The organism is Herpetosiphonaceae bacterium, assembly GCA_036374795.1.
In the GTDB taxonomy this organism is placed as follows: Bacteria; Chloroflexota; Chloroflexia; order Chloroflexales; family Kallotenuaceae; genus LB3-1.
This window is the reverse complement of sequence record DASUTC010000345.1, coordinates 39,009-63,031: the sequence shown is the minus strand read 5'-3', so window position 1 is coordinate 63,031 and position 24,023 is coordinate 39,009. Positions and strand designations below refer to the sequence as shown.

Annotated in this window: 20 protein-coding genes and 3 tRNA genes; 15 read left to right on the top strand and 8 right to left on the bottom strand. The window is 64.4% G+C overall.

The window, feature by feature from the left end; translation table 11 throughout:
* Positions 1–75: 75 nt before the first annotated feature.
* The 3 genes from VFZ66_27130 to VFZ66_27120 form a co-directional block, all read right to left on the bottom strand.
* Positions 76–151: transfer RNA gene (locus VFZ66_27130), tRNA-Thr, on the bottom strand.
* A gap of 23 nt (positions 152–174) precedes the next feature.
* Positions 175–260, bottom strand: a tRNA-Tyr gene (locus VFZ66_27125).
* Between the two features lie 11 nt (positions 261–271).
* Positions 272–347: transfer RNA gene (locus tag VFZ66_27120), tRNA-Thr, on the bottom strand.
* Positions 348–1,004: 657 nt separating this feature from the next.
* Here VFZ66_27120 and VFZ66_27115 point away from each other — a divergent pair.
* The 5 genes from VFZ66_27115 (at position 1,005) to VFZ66_27095 (ending at position 6,157) form a co-directional block, all read left to right on the top strand.
* Positions 1,005–3,521, top strand: a complete 2,517-nt coding sequence (locus tag VFZ66_27115) for an ATP-binding protein (GenBank protein HEX6292886.1) — start codon at positions 1,005–1,007, stop codon at positions 3,519–3,521.
* Positions 3,522–3,539: 18 nt separating this feature from the next.
* Entirely contained in the window at positions 3,540–4,145 is a 606-nt protein-coding gene (locus tag VFZ66_27110) for a UbiX family flavin prenyltransferase (protein ID HEX6292885.1), read from the top strand.
* A gap of 149 nt (positions 4,146–4,294) precedes the next feature.
* Positions 4,295–4,747 carry a hypothetical protein gene (locus VFZ66_27105; protein ID HEX6292884.1) on the top strand — a complete coding sequence of 151 codons (453 nt, stop codon included), beginning with the start codon at positions 4,295–4,297 and terminating at the stop codon, positions 4,745–4,747.
* 89 nt (positions 4,748–4,836) lie between these two features.
* On the top strand, positions 4,837–5,556 hold the full coding sequence (gene ubiE, locus VFZ66_27100; GenBank protein ID HEX6292883.1) for a bifunctional demethylmenaquinone methyltransferase/2-methoxy-6-polyprenyl-1,4-benzoquinol methylase UbiE: 720 nt from the start codon (positions 4,837–4,839) through the stop codon (positions 5,554–5,556).
* A 130-nt stretch (positions 5,557–5,686) separates the two neighbouring features.
* Positions 5,687–6,157: an SRPBCC family protein gene (locus VFZ66_27095; GenBank protein HEX6292882.1), complete on the top strand. Its 471-nt coding sequence runs from the start codon at positions 5,687–5,689 to the stop codon at positions 6,155–6,157.
* A 95-nt stretch (positions 6,158–6,252) separates the two neighbouring features.
* On the opposite strand, the gene VFZ66_27090 is transcribed toward VFZ66_27095, so the two are convergent.
* Complete coding sequence (locus VFZ66_27090) at positions 6,253–6,687, bottom strand: DUF4383 domain-containing protein (GenBank protein HEX6292881.1); 435 nt, start codon at positions 6,685–6,687, stop codon at positions 6,253–6,255.
* A gap of 146 nt (positions 6,688–6,833) precedes the next feature.
* Here VFZ66_27090 and VFZ66_27085 point away from each other — a divergent pair, with 146 nt between their 5' ends.
* From VFZ66_27085 to VFZ66_27055, 7 genes are all read left to right on the top strand, one after another.
* Positions 6,834–7,655, top strand: a complete 822-nt coding sequence (locus tag VFZ66_27085; GenBank protein ID HEX6292880.1) for a DUF92 domain-containing protein — start codon at positions 6,834–6,836, stop codon at positions 7,653–7,655.
* 250 nt (positions 7,656–7,905) lie between these two features.
* Complete coding sequence (purL, locus tag VFZ66_27080; protein HEX6292879.1) at positions 7,906–10,851, top strand: phosphoribosylformylglycinamidine synthase subunit PurL; 2,946 nt, start codon at positions 7,906–7,908, stop codon at positions 10,849–10,851.
* A gap of 5 nt (positions 10,852–10,856) precedes the next feature.
* On the top strand, positions 10,857–11,663 hold the full coding sequence (locus tag VFZ66_27075; protein HEX6292878.1) for a DUF1444 family protein: 807 nt from the start codon (positions 10,857–10,859) through the stop codon (positions 11,661–11,663).
* A gap of 281 nt (positions 11,664–11,944) precedes the next feature.
* Positions 11,945–12,667 carry a hypothetical protein gene (locus tag VFZ66_27070; protein ID HEX6292877.1) on the top strand — a complete coding sequence of 241 codons (723 nt, stop codon included), beginning with the start codon at positions 11,945–11,947 and terminating at the stop codon, positions 12,665–12,667.
* Between the two features lie 306 nt (positions 12,668–12,973).
* Entirely contained in the window at positions 12,974–14,470 is a 1,497-nt protein-coding gene (locus tag VFZ66_27065; GenBank protein HEX6292876.1) for a helicase-associated domain-containing protein, read from the top strand.
* A gap of 227 nt (positions 14,471–14,697) precedes the next feature.
* A complete protein-coding gene (locus tag VFZ66_27060) occupies positions 14,698–15,648 on the top strand; it encodes an AAA family ATPase (GenBank protein ID HEX6292875.1) in 951 nt (316 codons plus the stop codon).
* A gap of 173 nt (positions 15,649–15,821) precedes the next feature.
* A complete protein-coding gene (locus tag VFZ66_27055) occupies positions 15,822–16,268 on the top strand; it encodes a pyridoxamine 5'-phosphate oxidase family protein (GenBank protein ID HEX6292874.1) in 447 nt (148 codons plus the stop codon).
* 137 nt (positions 16,269–16,405) lie between these two features.
* Here VFZ66_27055 and VFZ66_27050 read toward each other — a convergent pair whose 3' ends face one another.
* Entirely contained in the window at positions 16,406–17,353 is a 948-nt protein-coding gene (locus tag VFZ66_27050; GenBank protein HEX6292873.1) for an ROK family protein, read from the bottom strand.
* Between the two features lie 305 nt (positions 17,354–17,658).
* On the opposite strand from VFZ66_27050, the gene VFZ66_27045 reads away from it, so the two are divergent.
* Together VFZ66_27045 and mutL are read left to right on the top strand one after the other, a co-directional pair.
* On the top strand, positions 17,659–18,849 hold the full coding sequence (locus VFZ66_27045; protein ID HEX6292872.1) for a PP2C family serine/threonine-protein phosphatase: 1,191 nt from the start codon (positions 17,659–17,661) through the stop codon (positions 18,847–18,849).
* Positions 18,850–18,949: 100 nt separating this feature from the next.
* Complete coding sequence (mutL, locus tag VFZ66_27040) at positions 18,950–20,929, top strand: DNA mismatch repair endonuclease MutL (GenBank protein HEX6292871.1); 1,980 nt, start codon at positions 18,950–18,952, stop codon at positions 20,927–20,929.
* 116 nt (positions 20,930–21,045) lie between these two features.
* Here mutL and VFZ66_27035 read toward each other — a convergent pair whose 3' ends face one another.
* On the bottom strand, positions 21,046–21,996 hold the full coding sequence (locus VFZ66_27035) for a hypothetical protein (GenBank protein HEX6292870.1): 951 nt from the start codon (positions 21,994–21,996) through the stop codon (positions 21,046–21,048).
* Between the two features lie 45 nt (positions 21,997–22,041).
* Here VFZ66_27035 and VFZ66_27030 point away from each other — a divergent pair, with 45 nt between their 5' ends.
* Positions 22,042–22,599, top strand: a complete 558-nt coding sequence (locus VFZ66_27030) for a TlpA disulfide reductase family protein (GenBank protein HEX6292869.1) — start codon at positions 22,042–22,044, stop codon at positions 22,597–22,599.
* 5 nt (positions 22,600–22,604) lie between these two features.
* Here the strand turns inward: VFZ66_27030 and VFZ66_27025 are convergent, their stop codons facing one another.
* Positions 22,605–23,639, bottom strand: a complete 1,035-nt coding sequence (locus VFZ66_27025) for a cation diffusion facilitator family transporter (protein HEX6292868.1) — start codon at positions 23,637–23,639, stop codon at positions 22,605–22,607.
* Between the two features lie 4 nt (positions 23,640–23,643).
* The gene (locus VFZ66_27020) at positions 23,644–24,012 is read right to left on the bottom strand and encodes a metalloregulator ArsR/SmtB family transcription factor (protein ID HEX6292867.1); all 369 of its coding nucleotides are present in this window, start codon (positions 24,010–24,012) and stop codon (positions 23,644–23,646) included.
* Positions 24,013–24,023: the final 11 nt, after the last annotated feature.

Genomic DNA, 24,023 nt, shown 5'->3' with positions numbered 1-24,023 from the left:
ATAAACTACTAACTCCTTGTCACACTGTCAGGAATGCGAAGGATACAAGATACCCAGCAAACCCGTGGTTATTTCTGGAGCCCACGATGGGATTCGAACCCATGACCTCGTCTTTACCAAAGACGTGCTCTACCTACTGAGCTACAAAGGCACCCACTCGTCCGAAGGATACTGTGGTGGGCCGGGCTGGATTCGAACCAGCGAAGGCGTACGCCAGCGGAGTTACAGTCCGCCCCATTTGGCCACTCTGGAACCGACCCACATGTTATCCTGGAGCCGACGGTCGGAATCGAACCGACAACCTACGGTTTACAAAACCGTTGCTCTGCCGATTGAGCTACGTCGGCGCTCTAAATACGCCGTCCTCGACAGCGAGGGCAAATATACCACGCTTCATCGAGCTTGTCAAACGCCAGTAGCAACTCTTTTTTTACAGCTCGATGGGAGGTTTGCCGTCCAGAAGTGGAAAGATTTTGATGCCGCCATCATTGCCCGATACCTGGCTTTAGGGTATGATAAGCACTAATGAGAGTGTGTGCGCGTATGAGCATGGGCAGGGGCAGGGTTTCCCAATGCGCTGTGGGGCCGGGGAGCTGCCCTTGGGGTTCGGGAAGTCCCCAAACATTCCTTTTGCTGATGCAGAATCGGCTGTTTCCCAAACATACACCTTGATTCTAGGCCAAGGAGGTGAGACTGGCTGAAGCGCCATCGACAAGTACATATGAATCCACCGTGACGCATCACAAAAGTAAAGAAACATTGGATAGCTAAAAAGAGTTTGTCTCTTCCATTTATGAGGTTTGCAAATGGCATTGCCGTCAAAGAATGAGCAAAAGCGTTGGGTCCGTGTTGATCTCCATATTCACACTCCCGCATCGGAAGATTACGCAGAGCCAGAAATCACCTTTCTCGATATTTTACGTGAGGCGGATCGGCGAGGCTTAGAGATGATTGCGTTCACCGACCATAATACGGTCGCCGGGTATGAACGCATGCAGCGAGAGGTGGAATTTTTAGAGCAGCTTGAGCGTACTCGCCGCGCGACACCTGCCGATCACCAGCAGCTCGATGAGTATTACCGGCTCCTCAGAAAAATCACGGTGCTTCCAGGCTTCGAGTTTACCTCGCACTATGGCGCGCATGTTCTCGGTATTTTCGCTCCTGCCACACCCATCGGCGTGATCGAAGCGACGCTGCTTCAGCTTGGCGTGGCCCCCGATAAGCTGAAGGCCGGCACGACGAGCGTGCCGGATACCGAGCACGTCACCGATTCGTACGAGATCATCGCGCGGGCCGGTGGAATTGTGATCGCGGCCCATGCCAACGGTCCCGCAGGCGTGATTACCGAGACGCTGCGGATGGGCACCAGCGGCCAGTCGCGGATCGCGGCAACACAAAGCCCGTTTCTCAATGCCCTGGAGTTCATCAACTTTTATACCGATCACGGTACGTTTACCAATCCGGCGTTCTACAACGGGAAGACCGAGCACTACGAGCGCGCGATGTTCTGCATTCAGGGCTCCGACGCCCACCGGGTGCGGCGCGCTCCCTCCGGCACCGATGCGACGCATAAGCACGGCATCGGCGATCGATATTTCGAGGCGCTGCTGCCGGAGGCCAGCTTTGCCGCGCTGCGCGAGCTGTTCCAAACGCAAAACTTCGACCATCTGCGGGTGCCGAAGCGCGATCAGAAGCAGTGGGAGATCGATCAACTGCGCTTCGGGCACTCGACCGAGCGCCAGATTTTGCGCAGCGTCACCGACAGCATCGATCTGCTGGTGCGCGATATCGCGGCGCTCAGCAATACCGGCGGCGGCACGCTGGTGATTGGCGCGATCGAGAGCGCGCCCGGCGAGGTGCAGGGCGTGGCCCGGCCAGAGCAGGTAGCGGCTCATCTGCGGTCGGCTGTGGAGCAGCAGATCGAGCCGGTGCCGACGCTTTCGCTTGAGCTGCTGCGCTACGAAGGCCAGGATGTTATTCGCGTCGAGGTCAGCGCGACCCAGTTGCCACCATATGTCACTCGCGAGGGCGCGATCTATGTGCGGCGCAACGCGCAGAGCGTCCCGGCGACGCGGGGCGAGATCGTGCAGCTTGCGCGGCGGGCGCTGGCGCAAGGAGCCACCTCGCCGCTCGATAACGGCCAGGATCTGGAGCTGCCGCGTTCGGGCGTCGAGATCGTCGATGCGCAGCGCCGCAACGGCGAGTGGCTCTACGAAATTCGTGATCTGCGTACCACGCCGGGCGTCTCGCGCGATCGGGCGCAGGGCTTGTGGCAGTATGCCATCGCGCGGCATGAAGATCTGCGCGAAGGCCGCATCGATATTTATTCGCAGATCAGATGGGCCGGGCGGCTGGGCCTGCTGCGCGCCTACCAGCAGGGCGGGCGTACAAAGTTCGATCTGGTGCATCGCGATGCCAACGGCGTGATCGATCATATCTTCTATGGCGTGAGCGATTGGGGCCTCAGCGAAGCCTGGAACGTGCTGCTCGGCGATCTGCGCTCAGGCGATGGCGATGCGGCGGATGGCGATGGCCCGGCGCTGGCCGATAAGCCGCGTGCCCTTAATAGCAGAGAGCCGCGTCCCAGTGTCGACGAGCGCGAGCGGATGCCGTTTGCGCTGCGCGTGGAGCCGCCGGAGCGGCTTATCGCGCCGGTTGTCGGCGATCCCTCCTTTGGCGACCGCCGCTGGCGCTGGCGGGGTCGCGGCGGCATCTGGGCGATCACCCGCGCCGCCTCCGGCGCTCCGCTCTTCGATATTGCGATGAAGCACGCCAACGGCGACTCGTTTGAAGAGTATCGAGGCGTGCTCCGTGAGAAGCTCTCGGATGCGTGGCTGCGCTTTATTCGCGTGCCGCGTCCGCGCACCGGCATCGAGGTCGTCAGCGATGTGCTTGACGACGAGGGTGTGCGCCGGATTGCGTTCCGCGATCTGCGGAACGGCGAGATCAGCGCGCCCTGGCGGGCCGAAGAACTCAAGGAAGGCTCGGTGCGCGAGTATGCCGCGCGGATGCATATCGTCGATAAGGCGCTCGACGAACGCACAGTGCGCTGGTGGGGCAACCTCGGCTACATGCGTCCGATGCGCTCCCAGGTCGATCTGGTTTACCGCGACGAAGACGGCGTGGATCATATCTACTATGCTGCGCGACGTGAAGAGCTGCGCGACGAGTGGGCGCAGTTGCTGGCGCAGTGGCCCGACGAGAGCGGTGAGGGTATGGCCGCGACGACTGTGGGCGAGCGCGAGCCGTATCAGCGATCCGCGCCGATCAGGACCGGCAGCATCGGCGCGCGCGGCTATGCTGGCAAGGCTCGGATATTCTCGCCGCCGCCGTGGAGTCGCGCCGCGCAGATGGGAGCCGCATCGGCAGCGGCCCGTGAGCGGCACGGCAGCCAGCCGCCGCTGGAGCCGGACGCGCCCGACGATCCGGATCTTGGACAGTGGGCAGATCCCGCATCGTCTGATGAGTCGATCGATCATGTCGATGTCGCGGGCTTCGATCAGGATGAGGCAGCGCGCTGACGATGGCCGTCGTGATCTATGACGAACGCTAGACGCTATCCGGTGATCGTGGGCGTGAGCGGCGCAAGCGGGGCGCTGCTGGCGAGCCGCGCGATCGAGCGCCTGCTGGCGCTCCAGCAGCCGATCGAGTTGGTGAGCACGCCGTCGTCGCGGATCGTGTGGAAGCAGGAGACTGGCACAAGCTGGGCCGACGCCGTGCGGCGCTGGCAGGAGACGGGCCTTGTCGCCGAGCATCATCCCAACAACCAGGCCGCGACGATCGCCAGCGGCTCGTATCCCGTGCAGGGCATGCTGATCATCCCCTGCTCGATGGGCACCGTCGCGGCGCTGGCGGCGGGCTTTGCGACGAATCTGCTGCTGCGTGCCGCCGATGTCACTCAGAAGGAGAGTCGGCGGCTGGTGATCGTTCCCCGCGAGACGCCGCTCTCGGTGGTCCATCTGCAAAATCTGCTGGCTCTGGCGCAGCGCGGCATTCGCATCGTGCCGCCGATGCCGAACTTCTACCAGCGCCCGACGACTGTCGACGAGGTTGTGGATTTCGTCGCGGCGCGGGCGCTCGTCGCGCTGGGCGTCGCCGATGAGCTGGATCAGTCGCAGCAGTGGGCGGGGATTGAGCTGGATTAGTCAAGAGCCAGGAACCGGGTGCCCATGCCCAGAGGGCACCCGCCTGGCACCCGGCGCTCCAAGGGCTGAAAACTCGAAACGTTGAACGCGAAACTCGAAGCTCGGAACTTGGAACTTGGAACTCGAAATGGTGAGCCTGGATATAGATTGTGGCTGTCACGACGATAACTAGCGCTGTCGATCTGCCGCATCCGCCGGAGGCCGTCTGGAGTTGGACGACGGATCTGCGCTACGTCAACGCGATCTGCTATCCGCTGCTTGAGATTCGTTATGACCTGAGCGATCCGCCCTGGCTCTACGACGCAGCCGTGATCCCGGTCGAGATGCGGATCGCCGGAGTGCATGCCGACTGGGCCACGATGTATATTCGGACGTGGCAGCCATATGCGCTGTTTATCGACGAAGGAATCGCCGATGGGCAGCGCCGGTGGCGGCACGAGCACGCTTATCTGCCGATCGACGGCGGCACGCGCTACGTCGACCGGCTGACGGTCGACGTCGGGCCAGCCCTGTCGTCGGGCGGGCTGATGATCGCGCTGTTCCTGAAGTGGCGGCAGCGCAACCTGCGCCGCCTGCTGAGTCGCGCTACGATCAAGCCATAGTGCTACCCGCGCGGCATGGGTGGAGCTGCAATCATCGCGCTCTGCGCCACTGCGATCGGTAGCCGAACGATAGATGCATGAGGACAGCCTTGTCTGTTTTACCGCCATTAGAGCAAAAACCAACCTACGTCAACCGCATGTTCTCCGCGATTGCGGCGCGCTACGACCTGATGAATCGGCTGATGACCTTTGGGCTGGATCAGGGCTGGCGGCGCTTCGCCGTGGCCCAGGTGACATCGAAGCACTGGCTTGGGCAGCGGCGCGCCCTGGATGTGGCGACCGGGACCGGCGACTTTCTGCCGATCCTGCACACCGCGATGCCGGATGCGCTGGTCGTCGGGGCGGATTTCTGCCTGCCGATGATGCAGGCGGGTCAGAGCAAAGTCGAGGCCACGGCGGGACGCAGCGCGTACGTGGGCGGCGATGCGCTGCATTTGCCGTTTCCAGACGATTCGTTTGACGCGATCACCACGGGCTTTGGCATGCGCAACGTGGCCGATCTGATGGGCGCGCTGCGCGAGATGCACCGCGTGGCAAAGCCGGGCGGGCGGATGGTCTGCCTGGAGGTGGCGCGGCCCCGCGATCCGCTGATGCGCCTGGGCCATCGGCTGTATTTTACGCGCGTCGTGCCGCTGATCGGGGCGATCGTCGGCGGCAACAGCGAGGCGTATACTTACCTGCCACAGTCCGCCGACCAATTCCCGCCGCCGGAGCATCTGCGCGATCTGCTCAAAGCGGCTGGCTGGCGGCGTGTGCGCTACAAGCTGCTGGGCTTCGGCGCGGTCGCGGTGCATGTTGCCGAGAAGTAGCACGGCTCCGGCGATGCTGCGATCGGATATGGGCGACGGCATTGGAGCGCCGCTCCTTGCTATAGTGTATAGTAATCATCAGTGTTCGATTGGAAGCAGACGGATCATTGCATAAAGATGGGGGAGCAGGATGATCACAGTTGAGCGCAAACGAAACCTGGACCTGCCCGCCGAGCGTGTTCGCGCTGTGCTGTCGGATGTCGAGCAGATGCAACGCCTGATGCCACGGGCGGAGCGCGTGGAAGTGCTGTCGCAGAACGAAAACCGGGCGCGGCTCGCGGTAACGCTGCGCTTCGGCAGATTCGGCACGCAGCGTGTCGAAGGCGAGGCGCGGCTGCTGGACGACGGCGTGCGATTCGTAGCGGTGCAGCCGATGGAGATCGACGCGCGCTGGACGATCGTGTCCTACGAAGCCGGGACGGAGGCAGTGGTGCGGGTGATGACCGCGATGCCCAGAGTGCTGGGCGCGTTCGCGCGGCTGATTCCACATCGCGTGCTTGAGGAGCGCATCGGCGTCGAGCTTGAGGCGGCGCTGGATGCGCTTGAGGCGGCGGGGAAGGAGCAGACGCCGGACAAAGAGCAGGCGCTGGGCAAGCAATAGATGCAGGAGGCGCTCGCTCCCGTACAAGCCAGCACAGATCAAGAAGGGCGTAGCACAGGCTACGCCCTCCATCGCGCCGTATTGAATGCGAGAGCTTAGCGGCGGCGCGATGCGTCGACGAACTCCGGTCGCTCGACGCCGACAAAGCCGAAGTAGGCCGCGGCCAGCGCCGTCAGCGCGTGCAAGATGACGTCAGCGCCATGAATCGGAATCAGCCCGAAGGTCGTGCGAATGGCATCGACCGGGATCAGGCCCAGGATCGTCAGCAGGCCATAGAAGATCGCCAGGCCACGGGCAAACGCGACCGAGCCGCTGAAGCTGCGGTACGAGAAGATGCCCCAGGCGCCGATCGCCAGGTGGACGAGGTTATGCAGCACGTTGATCGGGAACAGGCCCAGCAAATTACCTGCGAAGGCGTCAACTGCGAGATCAGGCCCGGTATAGGCAGAAAGCAGGGGAGGAACGAATCCCAGGAGGCCAACGAGTAGATAAACGATTCCGGCGATGAGCGCGAAATATCGAGTTCCCATACCTTCCGCTCCTTGATGTTGATCGTAGATAGCCCTTGTGCTAATCTAGTCGAGCACTACCTAAGCAACTTGTATGCCAGCTTCAAGCGTTCAAAGGTCTGCTCTGTCCCAATGATCGGCCCGTATTCACTGTTTCATCTCAGGCTATGCTCGATCCGCTGCGTCTAGCGCTCAGCCTTGGTTTCAGCGCGCTGATCGGCGCTCTCGGCTACTGGCGGCACTCGCTGACGCTCAGCGGCTGGCTCGGCGCGATCGTCGTCGGGACGGCGGCGGCTGGGCTGGGCGGCTGGCTCTGGGGCGCGCTGGTCGTCGTCTTCTTCGTCACATCGTCGGCGCTCTCCCACTGGCGACGAGCGGCCAAGGAGCGGGTCGCCGCCGATAAATTCGCCAAAACCGAGCGGCGCGACTGGGCGCAGACGATGGCGAACGGCGGCGTGGTTGCGCTGCTGGCGCTGGCGTACGCGCTCGATCCGCAGCCGCTCTGGTTTGCCGCCGCGCTGGGCGTGCTGGCGACCGTGACAGCCGATACCTGGGCGACCGAGGTGGGCACGCTGAGCCGCGCCGCGCCGCGCCTGATCACGACTGGTCAGATCGTCAGCGCGGGCACATCGGGCGGTATAACGTCGCTGGGTCTGAGCGCGACACTGGCGGGCGCGCTGACGATCGGCGTAGCGGCGTACGCGATAGCCTGGCTGCTGGGCGAGCCGCAGCGTACGTGGACGATCCTGGCGGCGCTCGGCGGTGGCGTGGCGGGCGCGCTCGTCGATAGTTTCCTCGGCGCAACGGTCCAGGCGATGCGCTGGTGTCCGCGCTGCCGCGTCGAGACTGAGCGGACGATCCATCGCTGCGACACCACCACGGAGCATCTGCGCGGCTGGTCCTGGCTCGACAACGACTGGGTCAATCTGCTGTCGTCGTGTGTGGGCGGGCTGCTCGGCGCGGTGATCTGGGCCGCGCTGGCGCGCTAGCTGACGAAAGAACCAAGAACCGGGTGTCACGCGGGTGCCAGACCGGGCGCTCTTTGGGCATGGGTGCCCGGAGTGAGGGCCGCAACTCACAACCTTGAACGCGAAACCCGGATGTTTCCCGAACATCTTCCCTGATTCTGCGCGATCCAGCGGAGCAGACGATCGATCCTATCAGACCGCAGCCTTTGACAGCGCTATCGCGCTCGCGTACAATCGCCACGCAAACGAGTTGTTACTGGAGAGATTATTCATGCGTGCCTACCTCGTCGTGGTTCGTCCGCAGCAGCCGACCGACGATCGACACCTGATCGCCGCCGCTCATGCCGCGCTGGGCCTGGATCTGCACAGCGCCTACGAAGAGCGGCGCTACCTGCTCAGCGGCAGCCTGGATGACACAACGGTTGAGCGCCTCGCTACCGAATTACTCACCGATCCGATCATTTCGACGGCGCATGTGTTTGCTCTGAATGCGCTGGAGCCGACCGACGCGAGCGCCACCTGGGCGATCGACGTGGCATATCGGCCCGGCGTCACCGATAACGAAGGCGAAAGCGTGCGCATCGGCGCACAGCGCGCTGGGCTGAGCGGCCTAACAGCCGTGCGGACGCTGCGACGGGTCTATCTGCGCGGCGAGCTGGCCTACGATGCGATCGAAGAGCTGGCCTACGAGCTGCTGGCGAACGATCTGGTCGAGGCGGCGCTGATCTCGCTGCCTGACGATACATCCGCGAGCGCTGCGTTCTACAATAAGCTGATCGAACCGCCAGCGCCGCAGGCACCGCGTATCGCGACCGTGCCGCTGCACGAAGCCGACGATGCCGAGCTGATGCGCATCAGCCGTGATGGCGTGCTGGCGCTCGATCTGCACGAGATGCAGGCGATCCAGTCGTACTTCAACAACGCGGGCCGCGCCCCGACCGACGGCGAGCTTGAGACGCTGGCTCAGACATGGTCGGAGCACTGCTCGCACAAGACCTTCAGGGCGCGCATCGCCTACCGCGAGACTGAGGGCGGCGACCTGGACACGCCCGCGATCCCAGAGACGATCGACGGCCTGCTGAAAACGTTTTTTATCGCCGAGACGCGGCGGATCGATCCGCCCTGGCTGCTGTCGGCGTTCGTGGACAACGCGGGTATCGTCGAGATCGGCGGCGATGCCGTCTCATTCAAGGTCGAGACGCACAATCATCCGTCGGCGCTTGAGCCCTTCGGCGGCGCGAATACCGGCGTCGGCGGCGTGGTGCGCGATATTCTGGGCGTGTCGGGCCAGCCGATCGCCAACATCGACGTGCTCTGCTTCGGGCCGCAGGAGATGCCCCACGACGCGCTGCCTGAGGGCGTGCTTCATCCTCAGCGCATCGCCGAGGGCGTGGTGGCGGGCGTGCGCGACTACGGCAACAAGCTGGGTATTCCCACCGTCGCGGGGGCGGTGCTCTACGACGAGGGCTACACGCGCAATCCGCTGGTCTTCTGCGGCACCGTCGGTCTTTCGCGTCCTGAGCAGCATGTCACGGGCGCGCAGCCGGGCGATGCGGTGGTGGTGATCGGCGGGCGCACCGGGCGTGATGGTATCCACGGCGCGACCTTCTCCAGCGAGGAGCTGACGCACCAGACGGCGGAGCTGGTCGGCGCGGCGGTGCAGATCGGCGATCCGATCACCGAGAAGCGCGTGATCGACGTGGTGCTGCAAGCGCGCGATGCGCGGCTCTACCGCGCGATCACCGACTGTGGCGCGGGCGGCCTGTCGTCGGCGGTGGGCGAGATGGGCGAGAAGACCGGCGTGCGCGTCGAGCTGGAGGACGTGCCCTTGAAGTATGCCGGGTTGCAGCCGTGGGAGATCTGGATCAGCGAGGCGCAGGAGCGCATGGTGCTGGCGGTGCCGCCGCAGAATCTCGCGGCGTTTCTCGATCTTTGCCGCGCCGAGGATGTGGAGGCGACGGTGATCGGCCATTTCAGCGACGATCGACGGCTCCAGGTAACGTATCGCGGCCATATGCTGGTCGATCTTCAGATGGAGTTTCTGCACGACGGCCGTCCGCAGCGACAGATGGAGGCGATCTGGTCGCCGCCCGCGATCGAGACGCCGCCCGCGCCCGACTCGCGTCCGGCGGCGCTGCGCTCGGCGCTGCTTGCGCTGCTGGCGCATCCAAACATCGCCACCAAGGAGCCAATCGTCCGCACCTACGATCATCTGGTGCAGGGCCGCACCGTGCAGGGGCCGCTCGGCGGCGTCGCGGGCGATGCGCCGATGGATGCGGCGGTGCTCCAGCCGCGTCACAGCCAGCCGACCGGCGTGGCGATCGGCTGTGGGGTCAATCCGCGCTATGGCCTGATCGATTCCTACTGGATGGCGCTGGCCTGCTGCGATGAGGCGCTGCGTAACGTCGTGGCGGTCGGCGGCGATCCCTACCGCACGTCGCTGCTGGACAACTTCTGCTGGGGCGATCCGCGCGAGCCGGATCGGCTGGGCGGGCTGGTGCGCGCCGCCGTGGGCTGCCGGGATGTCGCGCAGGTCTGGAGCACGCCGTTTATTTCCGGCAAAGACTCGCTCAACAACGAGTATCGCGACGCTAGCGGAGAGCGCGTGCCGATCCCGCCGACGCTGCTGATCTCGGCGCTGGCGGTGGTGCCGGACGTGGCGCGGACGGTGACGAGCGATCTCAAAGAGTCCGGCAATCTGGTCTATCTTGTCGGGCGGACGCGCAACGAGCTTGGCGGCTCGCACTACCTGCTGCTGAAGGATCGGCTGGGCACGACCGTGCCGCGCGTCGATCTGATCCAGGCGCGGCGTACCTTCCGCGCGCTGCACGCGGCGATCAAGGCCGGTCTGATCCGGTCGTGCCATGATCTCAGCGAGGGCGGGCTGGCCGTGGCGGCGGCTGAGATGATGATCGGCGGAGGGCTGGGCCTGGATCTCGATCTGGCGGCGATGATCGCCGACGAGGATTGTGCCGACGATGCGGTGCTGCTCTTCAGCGAAACGCCCTCGCGCTTCCTGGTCGAGGTCCGGTCGGCGGACAGCGCGGCGTTCGGCGATCTGATGGGAGGCGTCGAGGTCCGGCTGCTGGGCTACATCTCCGACGAGCCGGTGCTGCGCGTCGAGGGGCTGCGCGGCGATGCGGTGCTGCGCGAGCCGATCGCGGCGCTCAAAGCGGCCTGGCAGCAGCCGCCGACCGGAGCGGCGCTGAAAGCATGAGCGATATGAGCGAGACAACCTGGTCGGCGGTAGAATTTACGCAGGCTGCGGCGCAAATGCTGGCAGCGCAGCCCGACGTTGAAGTGATCGGCATCGGCGATCTGACGCTCAGCCTGCGGATTCGTGGTCGTGAGGTCGTCGGCGATCTCGCCAGCTTCTACAACGTGTACCGCGGCTCGCCCGATCGGCTGGAGGAGGTCTGGCTGCTGCTGGCGGATGCGCTGCTGGACCAGCCCGTCGATCGCAGCGAGGACGATCCCGATACGCTGCTGGGCCGCGTCATGCCGATGCTCAAGCCCCTAGCCCTGCTCAGCGAGCTGCGGGCGCAAAACGTGCCGCTGGTCGTCTACCGTCCGCTGGTCGGCGATCTGATGGTCACGTATGTGATCGACGAGGGCCAGAGCGTCGTCTTTCTGAACGAGGAGCATCTGGCAAAGTGGGGCGTGCGCGAGGCGATGCTGTATCGTCAGGCGCTCGCCAACCTGCGGGCCAGGCCGTGGCAGCCCTATCCCGGCGTGATGGGCACCGGCAAAGGCGCGCTGCTGATCCTCAACGGACGCGACGGCTTCGACGCGACGCGGCTGCTCCTGACCGAGTTGTTTGCGGAGTTTGCCGCGCGAACACCGGGCCGTATGGTTTTTGGCGTGCCCAACCGCGACTTTTTGATCGCGTTCTCCGACGCCGACGAGCGGGTGTTCAATCAGGTGCGAGCGCAGATCGAGGTGGACGCGCGGACTCAGGCGCATCCGCTGACCGATCAACTGCTGACGCTGGTCGATGGACACCTGCAACTGTACAGCGCCGATGCCTGATACTCCCCCTTGGCTGTGAGCCTACAGCCCTCGCGGCATCGACGGCAGATGATGATGCGGCAGGTCGGCTAGCGAATGATCGGCCCCGGCCTGTCGGCGCACTGAGAAGATCGACGATATCAGCTTGTACCATGCGTAGAGGCGGCTATCTCCGCCAGTGATCGCGGATTTTAGGCGCTGAGCGGCGGAAGCGTTCCCGCCGCGATGCAGCCATCGCGTATTGTCGCGCACGTTACCGAATGTGGTTCGCGACACGTCTTTGTTGTTTGCAGGAGCCGCCCATGTCCATCTTGCTGGTGCTGATCATAATCGTGAGCTACGGCTTAGCGCTGTTCTTACTGTGGCGGGATGGCTCGCTGCGCTATCTCCTGATGTTGTTCGCGGGGCACGTCGTGATGCTGCTGATGCCGCTGTGGCAGCGCATCTATCAGGTCGCGCCGATGGAGGGCGCTGGATTGTCGCTCCTGGGTCGCTTCACGATCCCGTGGGCGCTGCTGCTCGGCGGCGGGCCGCTGCTGGCGCTGCCGCCGCTGATCTTCTACTATGGGCTGCGGCACCGCTGGTGGCCTCGGCACTACGTCGCGATCTGGAGCGCCTACGTCGTCTTTGTGATGTACTTTCTGTTTATTGAGGCGGTGCTGGTACGCAACGAGGCGCTGATCTTTTCCGATACGCTGCTGGTTGCGGAGACGCCGATTCCGGCTGAGATCTTGCAATCGGTGCTGCTCGGCGGCGTGAGCCTGGGCATGGCCTATACGCTGGTCAGCACGCGCCATTACGCGCTGCAAGTGGCGGTCCTGCCGCTGCTGCTGTCGGGCCTGGTGTCGGCGCTGCTCTTCTTGGGTATTTTCGCCAGCCCGCTCTGGGTGACGGGCTTGCTCGAACAAGAGGGCCTGATCGTCGTGGGCGGCGCGCTGGTCAGTCTGGGGCTGGTGCTCTGGGGTGTTCATCTTCTGGCAAGTGGTCTTCACGCGGGGCGGAGGCAACAATTTAGGTGGCGGTAGTGTGCCGTCAGGCCGGGGGTATGGGGGTGCTCCCCATCATTTCTTTCCCCAGCCTGCCGGAGAACAAAGAACAACGAAACCGGGTGCCATGCGGGTGCCTTAGGACATGGGCACCCGGCAAAAGAACAAAGAACAAAAAGCAGAGAGCAAAGGGGAAACGTGGAACTCGCAACGTGGAACTCGCAACGTGGAACAAAGAACAAAAGGATGGGAGAAGGTTTCTAAAATTTTCCTCTGATGCTGAATTGCATGAACGCTTTCCCCCAAAGGTTCTGTGATTCTGCACCAGCGCAGTTGAGACAATGTATGCGTCCTGAAGACATTCTGATCTTATACAGCTTCAATAGTCTGCGCACGATTGCCCGCATACGCGAGTATCCCTTCGGCTCGCTACGCCGGGCGGAGTTGATTCCGGCGCTAGCCGAGCGCCTGTTTGATCCCGATGAAATTCAACAGCTTCTAGAGCGGCTTTCGGAGCGCGAGCGAGCCGTGCTGGATGTCGTGGCGCACGCGGGCGGACGCCTGGCAACCGATGATCTGGCGCATCTGCTGCTGGAGCAAGGCCTGGTGGAGAGCGTCGGCCCTGCGCGTCCGCGCGAGACGATCGATCGGATTCAGCCGAGCACACAGCGCTTCGATGAGCTCTGCGCGCGGCTGACGGCGTATGGGCTGCTCTTCTCCGAGCCGAAGGCGGGCGGCACCCTGGCGGGTCCGCACGATCTCTCGCCGGGGCAGGTCTTGTTCGTGCCCGGCCCGGTCTTCGAGGTGCTGCGGCGGCGGGCGCATCTTCCGGCGCAGCACACATCTCCTGTAGCCGAGGCATCGCGCGGCCAGCGTCAGGCGGCGGCAGCCGACGTGCAGATCCGTGGGCGGCTGATCGTCCAGCCGTCATATCAGGTGTTGGTGCTGCCGCCGCTTGACGAGCTAACGCTCCAGCGCCTGGGCGAGATCGCCGAGACAGTGCGCGTTGCCGAGGTGGCCGAGTTCAAGCTGACGCAGGCGGCGCTCTTCGAGGCGGTGCAGCGCGGTACGACGGTGGCCGAGGTGATCGCCTTTTTGGAGCAACGGAGCGAGCAGCCGCTGCCGCAAAATATCCGCTACACGCTCGGCTCATGGGCACGAGTCTTTGAGCAGGTGCGGATCTACGATGATACCGCTCTGGTCGAGGGTTCCGCCGAGCTGCTGGACCGCTTGCAGACCGCGCCGACGCTGGCCCCGCTGGTGATTCGGCGGCTGAGCCCGGAGCGCCTCCTGCTCCGGCAGGCCACGGCGGTGGAGCAGGCGCTCGCGGCGCTCGACGAGCTACCGCTGGTGCTGCGCTACGACGCGCCGCCCTCACGCGCGCAGTTCTCAGTCGCCGCCGATGGCACGCTGACGCCGACTACCGCCGATCTGCTGCTTCCGTCCCGTCTGCGTCGTGTGGCCGAGCCGCTGGCCGATGGGCGCTTTCGGCTCACGCCCGATCGGGTGCGTTCGGCGGTGGCGGCTGCTCCCGATGGGCTGACCGGCGTGCTCAAGTGGCTGCGGAGCAACGGCGACGAGCTACCTAGCGATTTGCTGGCGCGGCTCAGGATCTGGGCGCTGCCCAAGGATGCCGTCGCGCTTGAGCAGCCGCTGCTGCTGCGCCTGCCGCCGGAGCTGCTCGCCGATCTGCGGGCGATCCCGGAGCTTGCGCCGCTGCTTACCAACGAGTATCGCCCCGACTCGTCCGTGGTGCATGTGATGCCCCGCGACCGCGAGCGTCTGCTTGCGGTCTTGAGCACGCTGGACATCGTGGTGCCGCGCCCCGCCGACGAGACGTAGCGGCGGAGAACCGGGTGCCAGACCCAAGGGGTACCCCGGCGCACCAAGAACCGGGTGCCCACGCCGGGCACCCGCATGGCACCCGGCGTAGTGAGGGCCTGGAAGCTCGAAACTTGGACCTTGAAGTTGGAACTCGAAACGCTAGACAAAGAAAAACGCATGTGCTATACTCCTGGGCAAAGTAGTACATAGGTTCGAGTGGCTACGTTTGTAAGGAGTGCAGCCCCATGTTTCAGCGCCTCGATCAACTGCGAACCGGGTCCCTTTACATTGTTACGGGTCAAGCAGGCGCAGGCAAGTCTCACCTCGCAGCCAGCGCGCGGCGGAGCGGCACCGTCTGGGTGCTCGACACCGAGGGCGCGTCGCAAAATCTGATCGGCAAGCCCGGCATCCATCCCGATATTCAAGCCGTGCAAAGCCTCTCGCTGCGCCAGCTCCTCGACGCCATGCGCGAGGTCAAGCGCATCGGCAAGCCCGGCGATACGGTCATCCTCGATAGTGTTTCCAAAGTGCTCCAGGCGATGCGCTCGTATGCGCAGCAGCGGGCGGGCGCTGAAACCGATCGCAAGGCATCGCTCTCCTACGACGAGCACGCTTCTGTCAACCGCAATATGCAGGCGATCTACACGGGCCTGACCGAGCTGAAGCACGCGGGCTTCCACGTGCTGATCATCGGCCACCTGGCGAAGAAGTACCAGACCAACGGCAGCTCGCTCTCCGATGTGGGGCTGCGCGTGCTAGCCGACGAGCAGATCACCTACGAGGCCGACGCCGTACTGCTGGTCGAGCGCAACGGGGCCAAGCGCTCGGTGACACCGATCATCAAGCCGCCCCGGCAGCGCCATTTGCAGCTCAACCAGGAGTATCCGGCGACGCTTGCCACGCTCTACCCCGATCAGGCGGTCGAGGAGGCGGCTGGCGCAGAGGCGGCGGAGGCTCCGAGCAATGTTTCGCAGTTCCCCAGCGAAGAGGCGCGATCCAGCACGGCTCCTAAAAGCCCCCGCGATGCCGAGCGGCGCTTCTACGCCCGGTACGGCGCGATCATCGGCGGCACCACCTGGGAGAGCGTCGAGGCGTTCTTAGGCTATCCCTCGGAGAAGCCCAAGACGGTCGAAGATTGGGTCGAGGTTGCCGGAGAGGTCAAGGCCAAGATCGGCGATGCCGAGCTGGCGGCCTGAGCAGGATCGCATGAGCCTACAATCAGCGCAGCCCGACGGATGATGCGACGGCGTCGATCCGGCGGGCTGTGTGTTTGCCCGTATACACACGATTCAGCGATCTCCTCTATAATGTGCTGTCCATAACTTTTTCTAAACCATCAGTCACACATGGCACGTGAGAGGGACACGACATGGGCGGATTCATTCCCTGGCGCACGATCGATCTGCACCTCAGTAGCATCCGATCAATCTGGATCAGCACGACACAGCCAGACGGGCGGCCACACGCCGCGCCGGTCTGGTACTGCTGGGACGGCCTGCATATTTACTTTGTCACCGGCAGAGCGACGCAAAAGGCCAAAAATCTGGCGCATCAGCCGTGGACGATCGTACATGCAGGCGATGGCGATGATGTGATCATCCTCGAAGGCAGCGCTGCTATCGTCACCAATCCCAAGGAACAGCAGCGGGTCAACGCCGCCTACATGGAGAAATATGTCGATCCGCGCAGCGGCGCAAGGGCGACGATCTTCAATCCCGGCGATGATCTGTATCGCGTGACTGTCGAGCGGGTGATGGCCTGGCAGTATGGCATCGAGGCCACCCGCACCGAATGGTGCTTCACCCCGGAGCTATAGTCCGCATCCAGGCATAGCAACCTGGCGTCTCGTGCCCCCCACGAGCGCCTCATGTTTCCAAACCCGGCCCGACATCGGCAAAGACCCGGCGATTGCTGCGCTGTCATGCCAGCCAAGCGTCACGAGGCTGTGGAGCGCTACAGCATCAGCGCCGCCGCGCCTAGCACGCCCACTTTATCGGCGAGCTGCGCAAGCTGGACGGGCGTGTCGCGGTAGGGCGGCATCGCACGCTCGTTAATCATCCGAAGCATGTGCGGCTCCAGCAGGTCCATGCTTTTAGTAACGCCGCCGCCGAGCGCGATGCGTTCGGGCGCGAAGAGATGGAACAGGTTGACCAGGCCGACGCCGATCAGCTCGCCTTCGCGCTCCATCAGCGTTTGGGCCAGCCGATCGCCCTGAGCGGCGGCGGCGGCAATGTGTCGCCCTTCGACCGGCTCCGCGCCCGCGATCTCGGCGATCAGCGAGCGACGACCAGCCACCTGCTCTTCTCGGAGCGCCCCGACGGCGACGCGGGCCAGCGCGGTGCCGGAGGCCATCGACTCCCAGCAGCCATAGTTGCCGCAGCCACAGAGCGGCCCGTCGGTCTGAATCGTCATATGGCCGACCTCGCCCGCGATACCTTTACGGCCCAGCAAGAGCTTGCTATCGGCGATCACGCCGCCGCCGATGCCGGTGCTGATTGTGACGTAGATGAAGTGCTGGCAGCCGCGCCCGCAGCCAAAGCGCCACTCGCCCAGCGCCGCGACATTCGCATCGTTGCCAACCTCAACCGGCAGCCCGGTGCGCTCGCTCAGAATCGCTTTGATGGGCACGTTGATCCAGCCGGGAAGATTAGGCGCTTCCAGCACCACGCCCGCGAAGGGATCGATCGGGCCGGGCGTGCCGACCCCTACGCCGATGATCTCGGAGCGGCTGGTGTCGCCGGTGACGGTAGTGATCAAGCTCTCGATCTGGGCCAGCACTCCCGCAGGCCCGCTCTCGGCGGCGGTTTCTGCTCGTTCGTATGCGAAGATCTGGCCGTCGCGGTCGATCCTGACCGCGCGCACCTGTGTTCCGCCCAGGTCAACGCCAATGACATACTTCATGAAGCTCTATCCTTATAGCTGTAGCCAGGCCTGGTTGTATCGCGCTACGCTATTATACGGGCAAAGAACAAACGGAGAACAAAGAACAACGAAACAAAGCACAACGGAGCAGCGGACTAACTCGCTTGTCCGCTTGATCCCCGGTTCGCTTGTTCCCCTGCCCGCTGTTGCCGCTGCCAGGGCACTATGCTATACTTGCCGCCATTCAATTCCGCAGTGCTGCTTGATTCCGGTCATGGATACAGGAATCGTGTGTCCGCCGGAGGATCGTCCAGCAAGCATCTTGCATGTTGAACGGAGTTGCTATGCAGTTGCGGCATGCCGCCCGCACCGATGTCGGCAAGACGCGCGATCACAACGAAGATAGTTACGGCATGGAGGCTGGTGGGGAGCGTGCCGCAGCAGGTGCGCTCTTTGTCGTATGTGATGGCATTGGAGGCTATGCCAGCGGCGAGGTCGCCAGCGATCTTGCGGTCAAGACGATCATCGATCGGTTCTATGCAGGAGCCGATCAACCGCCGGAGGTCGCGCTCAGCGCGGCGTTTCAAGAGGCTAATCGGGTCGTCTTTAATCAGGGCGGCGGCAAGATGGGCACGACTGGCGTCGCGGCGCAGTTCCGCGACGATGTCGCGGTGATCGCCAATGTCGGCGATTGTCGCGCGTATCTGATCCGCAGCGGCAAGGCTCGCCAGATCACGCACGATCACTCGTTCGTCGCCGAGCAGGTGGCGGCGGGGATGCTGACGGCAGAGCAGGCGCGCGAAAGCTCCTACCGCCACATTATCACACGGGCCATCGGCCACCGCCCGGAGATCGAGGTCGATACGTTTCGCGAGCCGCTGCTCCAGGGCGATGTGGTGGTGCTATGCAGCGACGGCCTGCATGGTCAGGTCGAGCCGGATGAGATCGCGCTGGCTGTCACCAAGGTGCCGCTCGACGATGCCTGTCGCGGCCTGGTGAAGCTGGCAAACGAGCGCGGCGGTCCCGACAATATCACGATCATCGCGGTTGAAGTCGTCGCGCTCACGTTCCGGCCCGATGTGCCCTACGGCCAGCAAGAAGCGCCCGCCAGCTCGGTGGCGAAGACTGTGCGGCTCGTCCCAGAAGAGCCCGTCGAGCAAGGAACTGCGCGGCTGGATCGTACCGCGCCAGCGCAGGAGGTCTACGGCCCACCGCCGCTGGTCGATCGGCGTACCGGCGTCGAGCGGCGCGCGGCGCAGCGCGCGGCGGCTGCGGAGCGGCGCGCGGCGCAGCCAGCGCCAGCGGCGGCACGCTCCGGCCCTAATCCAGCACGATCGTTCATCTTCTGGCTGATCGGCCTGCTGCTGATCGGCGCGATCATCGTCGGCGCGTACACGATGGTCGTGTTGAACGCGGGCGGGCAGCCAAACCAGCCGGTCAACCCCGGCCCGACGCTCACGCCTCTGGTCCAGCGCACCACCACGCCGGTGCAGCCGACGTTCGTGCCCACCAGCAGCGCGACGACGGCTCCCTGAGCGTAGCAATCGATACATCCTAGGCGGCTCTTTCACGAAGGTGAGAGGGCCGTCATGGTATAATGCGCACAGATATTCGAGTGTACACATGGGGGATGAGATGCCGATTCGCGTGCTGGAGACGGACGTTGCAGCAAAGATCGCCGCCGGTGAGGTCGTCGAGCGGCCCGCATCCGTGGTCAAAGAGCTGGTCGAGAACGCGATCGATGCGGGCGCGACAGAGATTCGGGTCGAGATTCGCAGCGGCGGTCAGCGTGAGATTCGGGTGATCGACAACGGCTGCGGTATTCCCGCCGATGAGGTCGAGCTAGCCTTTCAGCGCCACGCGACCTCCAAGCTGCTGACGGCAGACGATCTCTTCGATGTGCATACGCTCGGTTTTCGCGGCGAGGCGCTGCCGTCGATCGCCACCGTAGCCCAGGTGGTCTGTATGACGCGCACCGCAGACGCGCCCAGCGGCGTCGAGCTACGGATCGCGGGCGGCGAGATCCAGAGCCGCACGCCCTGCGGCGGCTCGCCCGGCACAACCTTCATCATCAAAAATCTTTTCTACAACACCCCGGCCCGCCTGAAGTTTATGCGCTCCGAGGCAACCGAGTCGTCGCAGATCAGCTCGGTCGTCGAGCATTACGCGCTGGCCTATCCCGAAATCCGCTGGACGCTGATGGTCGATGGGCGGCTTGGCTTGCAGACGCCCGGATCAGGCCAGCTACTCGATGCCCTGATGGAGCTGTACGGCCTGGATATTGCCCGCCAGCTGATCACCGTGGACGCCGAGGACGGCGAGGGCGAGAGCTATACCACCGTGCGCGGCTTTGTCAGCCAGCCGTCGCTGAGCCGCTCCGGGCGCACATCGATTCATCTCTTCGTCAACAAGCGCTGGGTCAGGGCGAGCGGCCCGCTGGTCTATGTGATCGAGGAGGCGTATCAAAACCTGCTGATGAAGGGTCGGCATCCGCTGGCCGTGCTCAATATCGAGGTCGATCCGGGCGCGGTCGATGTGAATGTCCACCCGACCAAGGCCGAGGTCAAGTTTGTGCATCAGCCGCAGGTCCACGCGCTGATCGGGCGCGCGGTGCGTACGGCGCTGGCGGAGCAGACGGGTATTCAGGATCTGCTGATGCCCGGCGCGCGGCCCGCCGAGACATTACAGCGCCGGATCGAGCTGCGCCAGATGGGCACCAGCCGCGAGTCGCCGGGCACGCGCTGGTCGCAGCCCGCGCTCTACTCGTCCAGCCAGGAGACAGCGGCTCCGGCGGTCGAGCCGTTCAGCGACCAGGAGTGGGACGCCGCGCCGGAGTCCGCGCCCACGGCGGCAGCGCTCGATCGCGAGCCGGTGGAGACGACCGACGAGGCCGGAGTCGCCGCCGATCCGGTGTCCGCGCCTGCCGCGCCCTCGCCGATCCGCGCCGAATCCGCATCTTTTCGGCAGCCGGTCGCGCCGACAGCGCCGCCCGTTGCAGCGGCGACAACCGCTCCGCCAAAGGCCGGGCCGAATCGTCTGCCTCCGCTGCGGGTGGTGGGCCAGGTCAGCGAGACGTACATCGTGGCGGAGGCTCCCGACGGGCTGTATCTCGTCGATCAGCACGCCGCGCACGAGCGCGTCGTCTTCGAGCGGCTGATGAGCGACCACGGCAGGCAGCCGATCGAGCGGCAACATCTGCTGCTGCCTGTGTCGGTCGACATGCCGCCAGCGGTCGCGATGCTGCTGCTGGGTAATATGCAGGTGCTCGACGAGTGGGGCTTTGAGATCGAGGATTTCGGCAGCGGGACGGTGCGCGTGCGCGCGGTGCCGCATGGCCTGCTCGAAGCCCAGGTGACATCCGCGCTCTACGAGCTGGCCGACCATCTCGACGATCGCAGTGGCTCGACGCCCGAAGACTGGCGCGAGAAGATGCTGACCACGATCGCCTGTCACTCCGCCGTTCGCGCCGGGCAGACGCTCTCGCATGAGGAGATGCGGCAGTTGATCCAGCAGCTTGAGCGCTGCGCCTTTCCGCGCACCTGCCCGCACGGGCGGCCTACCGCGCTGCTGCTGAGCCAGTCGCAGCTTGAGCGGCAGTTCGGGCGGAAAGGCTAAAAAAGAACAAAGACGCGGGGTGCCAGGCGGATGCCATGCCCAGAGGGCACCCGGCATGGGCACGCGGCCTGGCAGCCGGAACCAAGAACAAAGCAGCTCAATCTTGTTCGTGGTTCTTACTGCGCCAGCAGCTTCTCCACGTCGGGCTGAAGCTCCTCGAAGGTAATGCCGCCCTCGTAGCGGCCCGCGACCTTGCCGTTTTTATCGACCAGAAAGAGCCACGGCTCGGTTTTCAGGCCCCACTCCTGCATCGCCGGAACCTGCTGAAGCTTCTCGAACGGGTACTGGTAGATCTCGACATGCACCGGGACGATCTTGTCGCCGAAGGTGTCGACGAGCTTGCCGAGCACATCCACGCCGGGGCCGCAAACGGCGGTCTGGCAAAAGCCGGGCGTGGCAAACAGGATCAGGCTCGGCTTGCCGCTGGTGACGGCCTGATCGATCGACGTCTGGTAGAGCCGGGGATCGGGCTCCGTGGACGAGGTGATCGTCTTCAGATCCTGAACGTCTGCGGCGGTCGGGGTTTTGCTCCGTGGCGCGTCCGAGCCGATCGTCGGGGCGGAGCCCTGTTCGGCAACGTCTAGCTGCATACGGTGCGTCGTGACGGGCTGGTTTGGGCGCTGCGCCTCGACCTCCATGCCCCAGGCTCCGGCGCTGTCAAAGCTGGGATGGACGATAAACGTGCCGCGCGGCCCCAGGCCCTCGCCGTAGTAGCGTGCATCTTCCTCGCCTGCAAGCGTCGCCTGCTGGCCGTTGAGCTTGTAGTAGCGCACGTGAACGCGTGTCTGCGCCGCGTCTGCGATCGGCACGTTCTTTTCCAGCAGCCCGATCGCCAGCCGGTTCGGCCCGACGACGACCTCCGATGTCGCCAGCACCGGCTGAAGCGTGGTGGTCGCAGCCTGCGCGGTCTGATCCTGATGATTGTCGCCGGCCTCGCCGCTGTGCTCGTGAGGCGTATTCGCCACAGCTCCAAAGCTGTCGTCGTTGGCTGTGGGCTGACCGCAGGCCGCGAGCAGCCCGATCATCACGACGATCGCGCAGAGCAATCTGTATCTCCGAATGGACATGCCGTGTCTCCAGTTCGTGTATGATGATGTGCTAGACTTTACACCATGAATGATCGATTGAAACATCAAGCGGGCATTGTACAACGAATTGTACGGCTTGCGCTGGTAGCAGGATTGCTCGTCGCGCTCGGCGGCTGTGCTTCCGCCACCACGCAGCCGAGCGCGCCGGTCGTCGGTGCTGCCGCGCCCGATTTTGCGCTGCCGACGCTCGATAACACCACGGTGCGGCTCTCCGACCTCAAAGGCCGCGTGGTGGTCGTCAACTTCTGGGCGACATGGTGCCCGCCCTGCGTCAACGAGACGCCGCGCCTGGTGCAGTGGTACGAGCAGCACCAGGCGGCGGGGCTTCAGGTTATCGGCGTGGACACGCTCTACCAGGATTCGCGCGAGGCAGTGGAGGCGTTCGCGCAGGAGCAGCAGGTCAGCTACCCGATGCTGGTGGATCAGCAGGGCGATGTCTCGCGGCAGTGGCAGGCGCGGCAGCTTCCGCGCTCCTACGTGATCGACCGCGATGGCGTGGTGCGCTTTGTACGCATCGGCGAGCTGACGGAGCGCGATTTTACCGAGCGGGTGCTGCCGCTGCTCCAGCAGACCGGGCTATGAGCGGGCTAGCGCGCGTCGAGATGGATCTCGGTCGCGTCGGAGTGCGGCTCTTCCAGTTGCAGCGTGACATGCTCGATACCGAAGCGGCTGTGTAGCAGGTGGCGTAGCTCGCGCAGCAGCCGCTGGTGATCGGCGCACGACGGCGCGTGCTCCAGGCCGATGTGGCCGCTCAGCGCAATAAAGTTCGAGGCCACGCTCCAGATGTGCAGATCGTGAACGTTGTCGACGCCCGGCACGGCGTTCAGCGTGCGCTTGACCTCGGCTACGTCGATCGAGGCGGGCGCGGACTCCAGCAGCACGTTGACGGTGTCGCGCAGCAGCCGCCACGCGCCCAGCATGATCAGCGCGCTGATGCCGAGGCTGAAGAGCGGATCGGCCAGGTACCAGCCGTAGGCGTACATCAGCAGGCCCGCAAGGATCGCCCCGACTGAGCCGAGCGCATCGCTCAGCACATGCAGGTAGGCGCTGCGCACGTTGAGATTCTCGCCGCTGGAGCGCATCAAGACCCAGCCTGAGGCGAGGTTTGCCAGCAGGCCCAGCGTGGCGATGATCAGCAGCGGCTCGCTCGCGACTTCTGGCGGCGCTTGCAGCCGTCCGAGCGCCTCGTACACCACATACAGCGATAGGACCATCAGCGACAGGCCGTTGATCAGCGCCGCCAGGATCTCGGCCCGGTGATAGCCGAAGGTCCGCTGCGCCGTTGTGGGCCGTCGCATCAGCCAGGCCGCGCCAATGCTCAGCCCCAGCGCGGCGACATCGGTCAGCATATGCCCCGCATCGGCCAGCAGCGCCAGGCTGCCGGTGATAATGCCGCCGATCACCTCCAGCAGCATCAGGCTTACGGTGATCAGCAGCGCGATCGTCATGGCTCTGGTGCTGCCGCCGTGGTGATGTCCGTGATGGTGGTGATGGTGATGATCGTGGTGGTCGTGGTGGTGATGTGCGGTGCGGACGGCATGCGGCGGCGCGACACACTGCTCGGAGCCGGGTCCACAGATGCCTGGGTTGTGCCGTTGTTCGATCATACGCTCTGTGCTCATGGTTTCATGCATGGGTTTGATGCGCAAGGCCCTGCTGGATCAGGCTGCGGATATGCTCGTCCTCCAGGGCATAGAAGACGTGCCGCCCGGTCTTGCGGCGGCGGACGATGCGCAGCGCGCGCAGCAGGCTTAGCTGGTGCGAGACGGCAGACTCGCTGATCTGCACGAGCCGCGCGAGGTCGCACACGCATAGCTCCGACAGCGCCAGCGCGTGCAGGATGCGTACGCGCGTAGGATCGGCCATCGCTTTGAACGTCTGCGACAGCCGCTCGCTGATCGTCGCCGAGACAAGCGCCTGCTCAACTGCCGCTAGATGCTGCGAAGGCGGGTGCGCCTCCGTGCTGTGCTCGTAGTTTTGTGTCGTCATACTCATATCTGAGCAAT

What these genes read in the sequence shown, in the direction of transcription:
- VFZ66_27085 (HEX6292880.1), top strand. Translation starts at nt 6,834, where the DNA reads ATGCTCGATCCGCTGCGTCTAGCGCTCAGCCTTGGTTTCAGCGCGCTG.
- VFZ66_27090 (HEX6292881.1), bottom strand. Translation starts at nt 6,687, where the DNA reads ATGGGAACTCGATATTTCGCGCTCATCGCCGGAATCGTTTATCTACTC.
- VFZ66_27030 (HEX6292869.1), top strand. Translation starts at nt 22,042, where the DNA reads ATGAATGATCGATTGAAACATCAAGCGGGCATTGTACAACGAATTGTA.
- VFZ66_27110 (HEX6292885.1), top strand. Translation starts at nt 3,540, where the DNA reads ATGACGAACGCTAGACGCTATCCGGTGATCGTGGGCGTGAGCGGCGCA.
- purL (HEX6292879.1), top strand. Translation starts at nt 7,906, where the DNA reads ATGCGTGCCTACCTCGTCGTGGTTCGTCCGCAGCAGCCGACCGACGAT.
- VFZ66_27060 (HEX6292875.1), top strand. Translation starts at nt 14,698, where the DNA reads ATGTTTCAGCGCCTCGATCAACTGCGAACCGGGTCCCTTTACATTGTT.
- VFZ66_27025 (HEX6292868.1), bottom strand. Translation starts at nt 23,639, where the DNA reads ATGAGCACAGAGCGTATGATCGAACAACGGCACAACCCAGGCATCTGT.
- VFZ66_27095 (HEX6292882.1), top strand. Translation starts at nt 5,687, where the DNA reads ATGATCACAGTTGAGCGCAAACGAAACCTGGACCTGCCCGCCGAGCGT.
- mutL (HEX6292871.1), top strand. Translation starts at nt 18,950, where the DNA reads ATGCCGATTCGCGTGCTGGAGACGGACGTTGCAGCAAAGATCGCCGCC.
- VFZ66_27050 (HEX6292873.1), bottom strand. Translation starts at nt 17,353, where the DNA reads ATGAAGTATGTCATTGGCGTTGACCTGGGCGGAACACAGGTGCGCGCG.
- VFZ66_27055 (HEX6292874.1), top strand. Translation starts at nt 15,822, where the DNA reads ATGGGCGGATTCATTCCCTGGCGCACGATCGATCTGCACCTCAGTAGC.
- VFZ66_27035 (HEX6292870.1), bottom strand. Translation starts at nt 21,996, where the DNA reads ATGTCCATTCGGAGATACAGATTGCTCTGCGCGATCGTCGTGATGATC.
- VFZ66_27070 (HEX6292877.1), top strand. Translation starts at nt 11,945, where the DNA reads ATGTCCATCTTGCTGGTGCTGATCATAATCGTGAGCTACGGCTTAGCG.
- VFZ66_27020 (HEX6292867.1), bottom strand. Translation starts at nt 24,012, where the DNA reads ATGAGTATGACGACACAAAACTACGAGCACAGCACGGAGGCGCACCCG.
- VFZ66_27075 (HEX6292878.1), top strand. Translation starts at nt 10,857, where the DNA reads ATGAGCGAGACAACCTGGTCGGCGGTAGAATTTACGCAGGCTGCGGCG.
- VFZ66_27065 (HEX6292876.1), top strand. Translation starts at nt 12,974, where the DNA reads ATGCGTCCTGAAGACATTCTGATCTTATACAGCTTCAATAGTCTGCGC.
- VFZ66_27045 (HEX6292872.1), top strand. Translation starts at nt 17,659, where the DNA reads ATGCAGTTGCGGCATGCCGCCCGCACCGATGTCGGCAAGACGCGCGAT.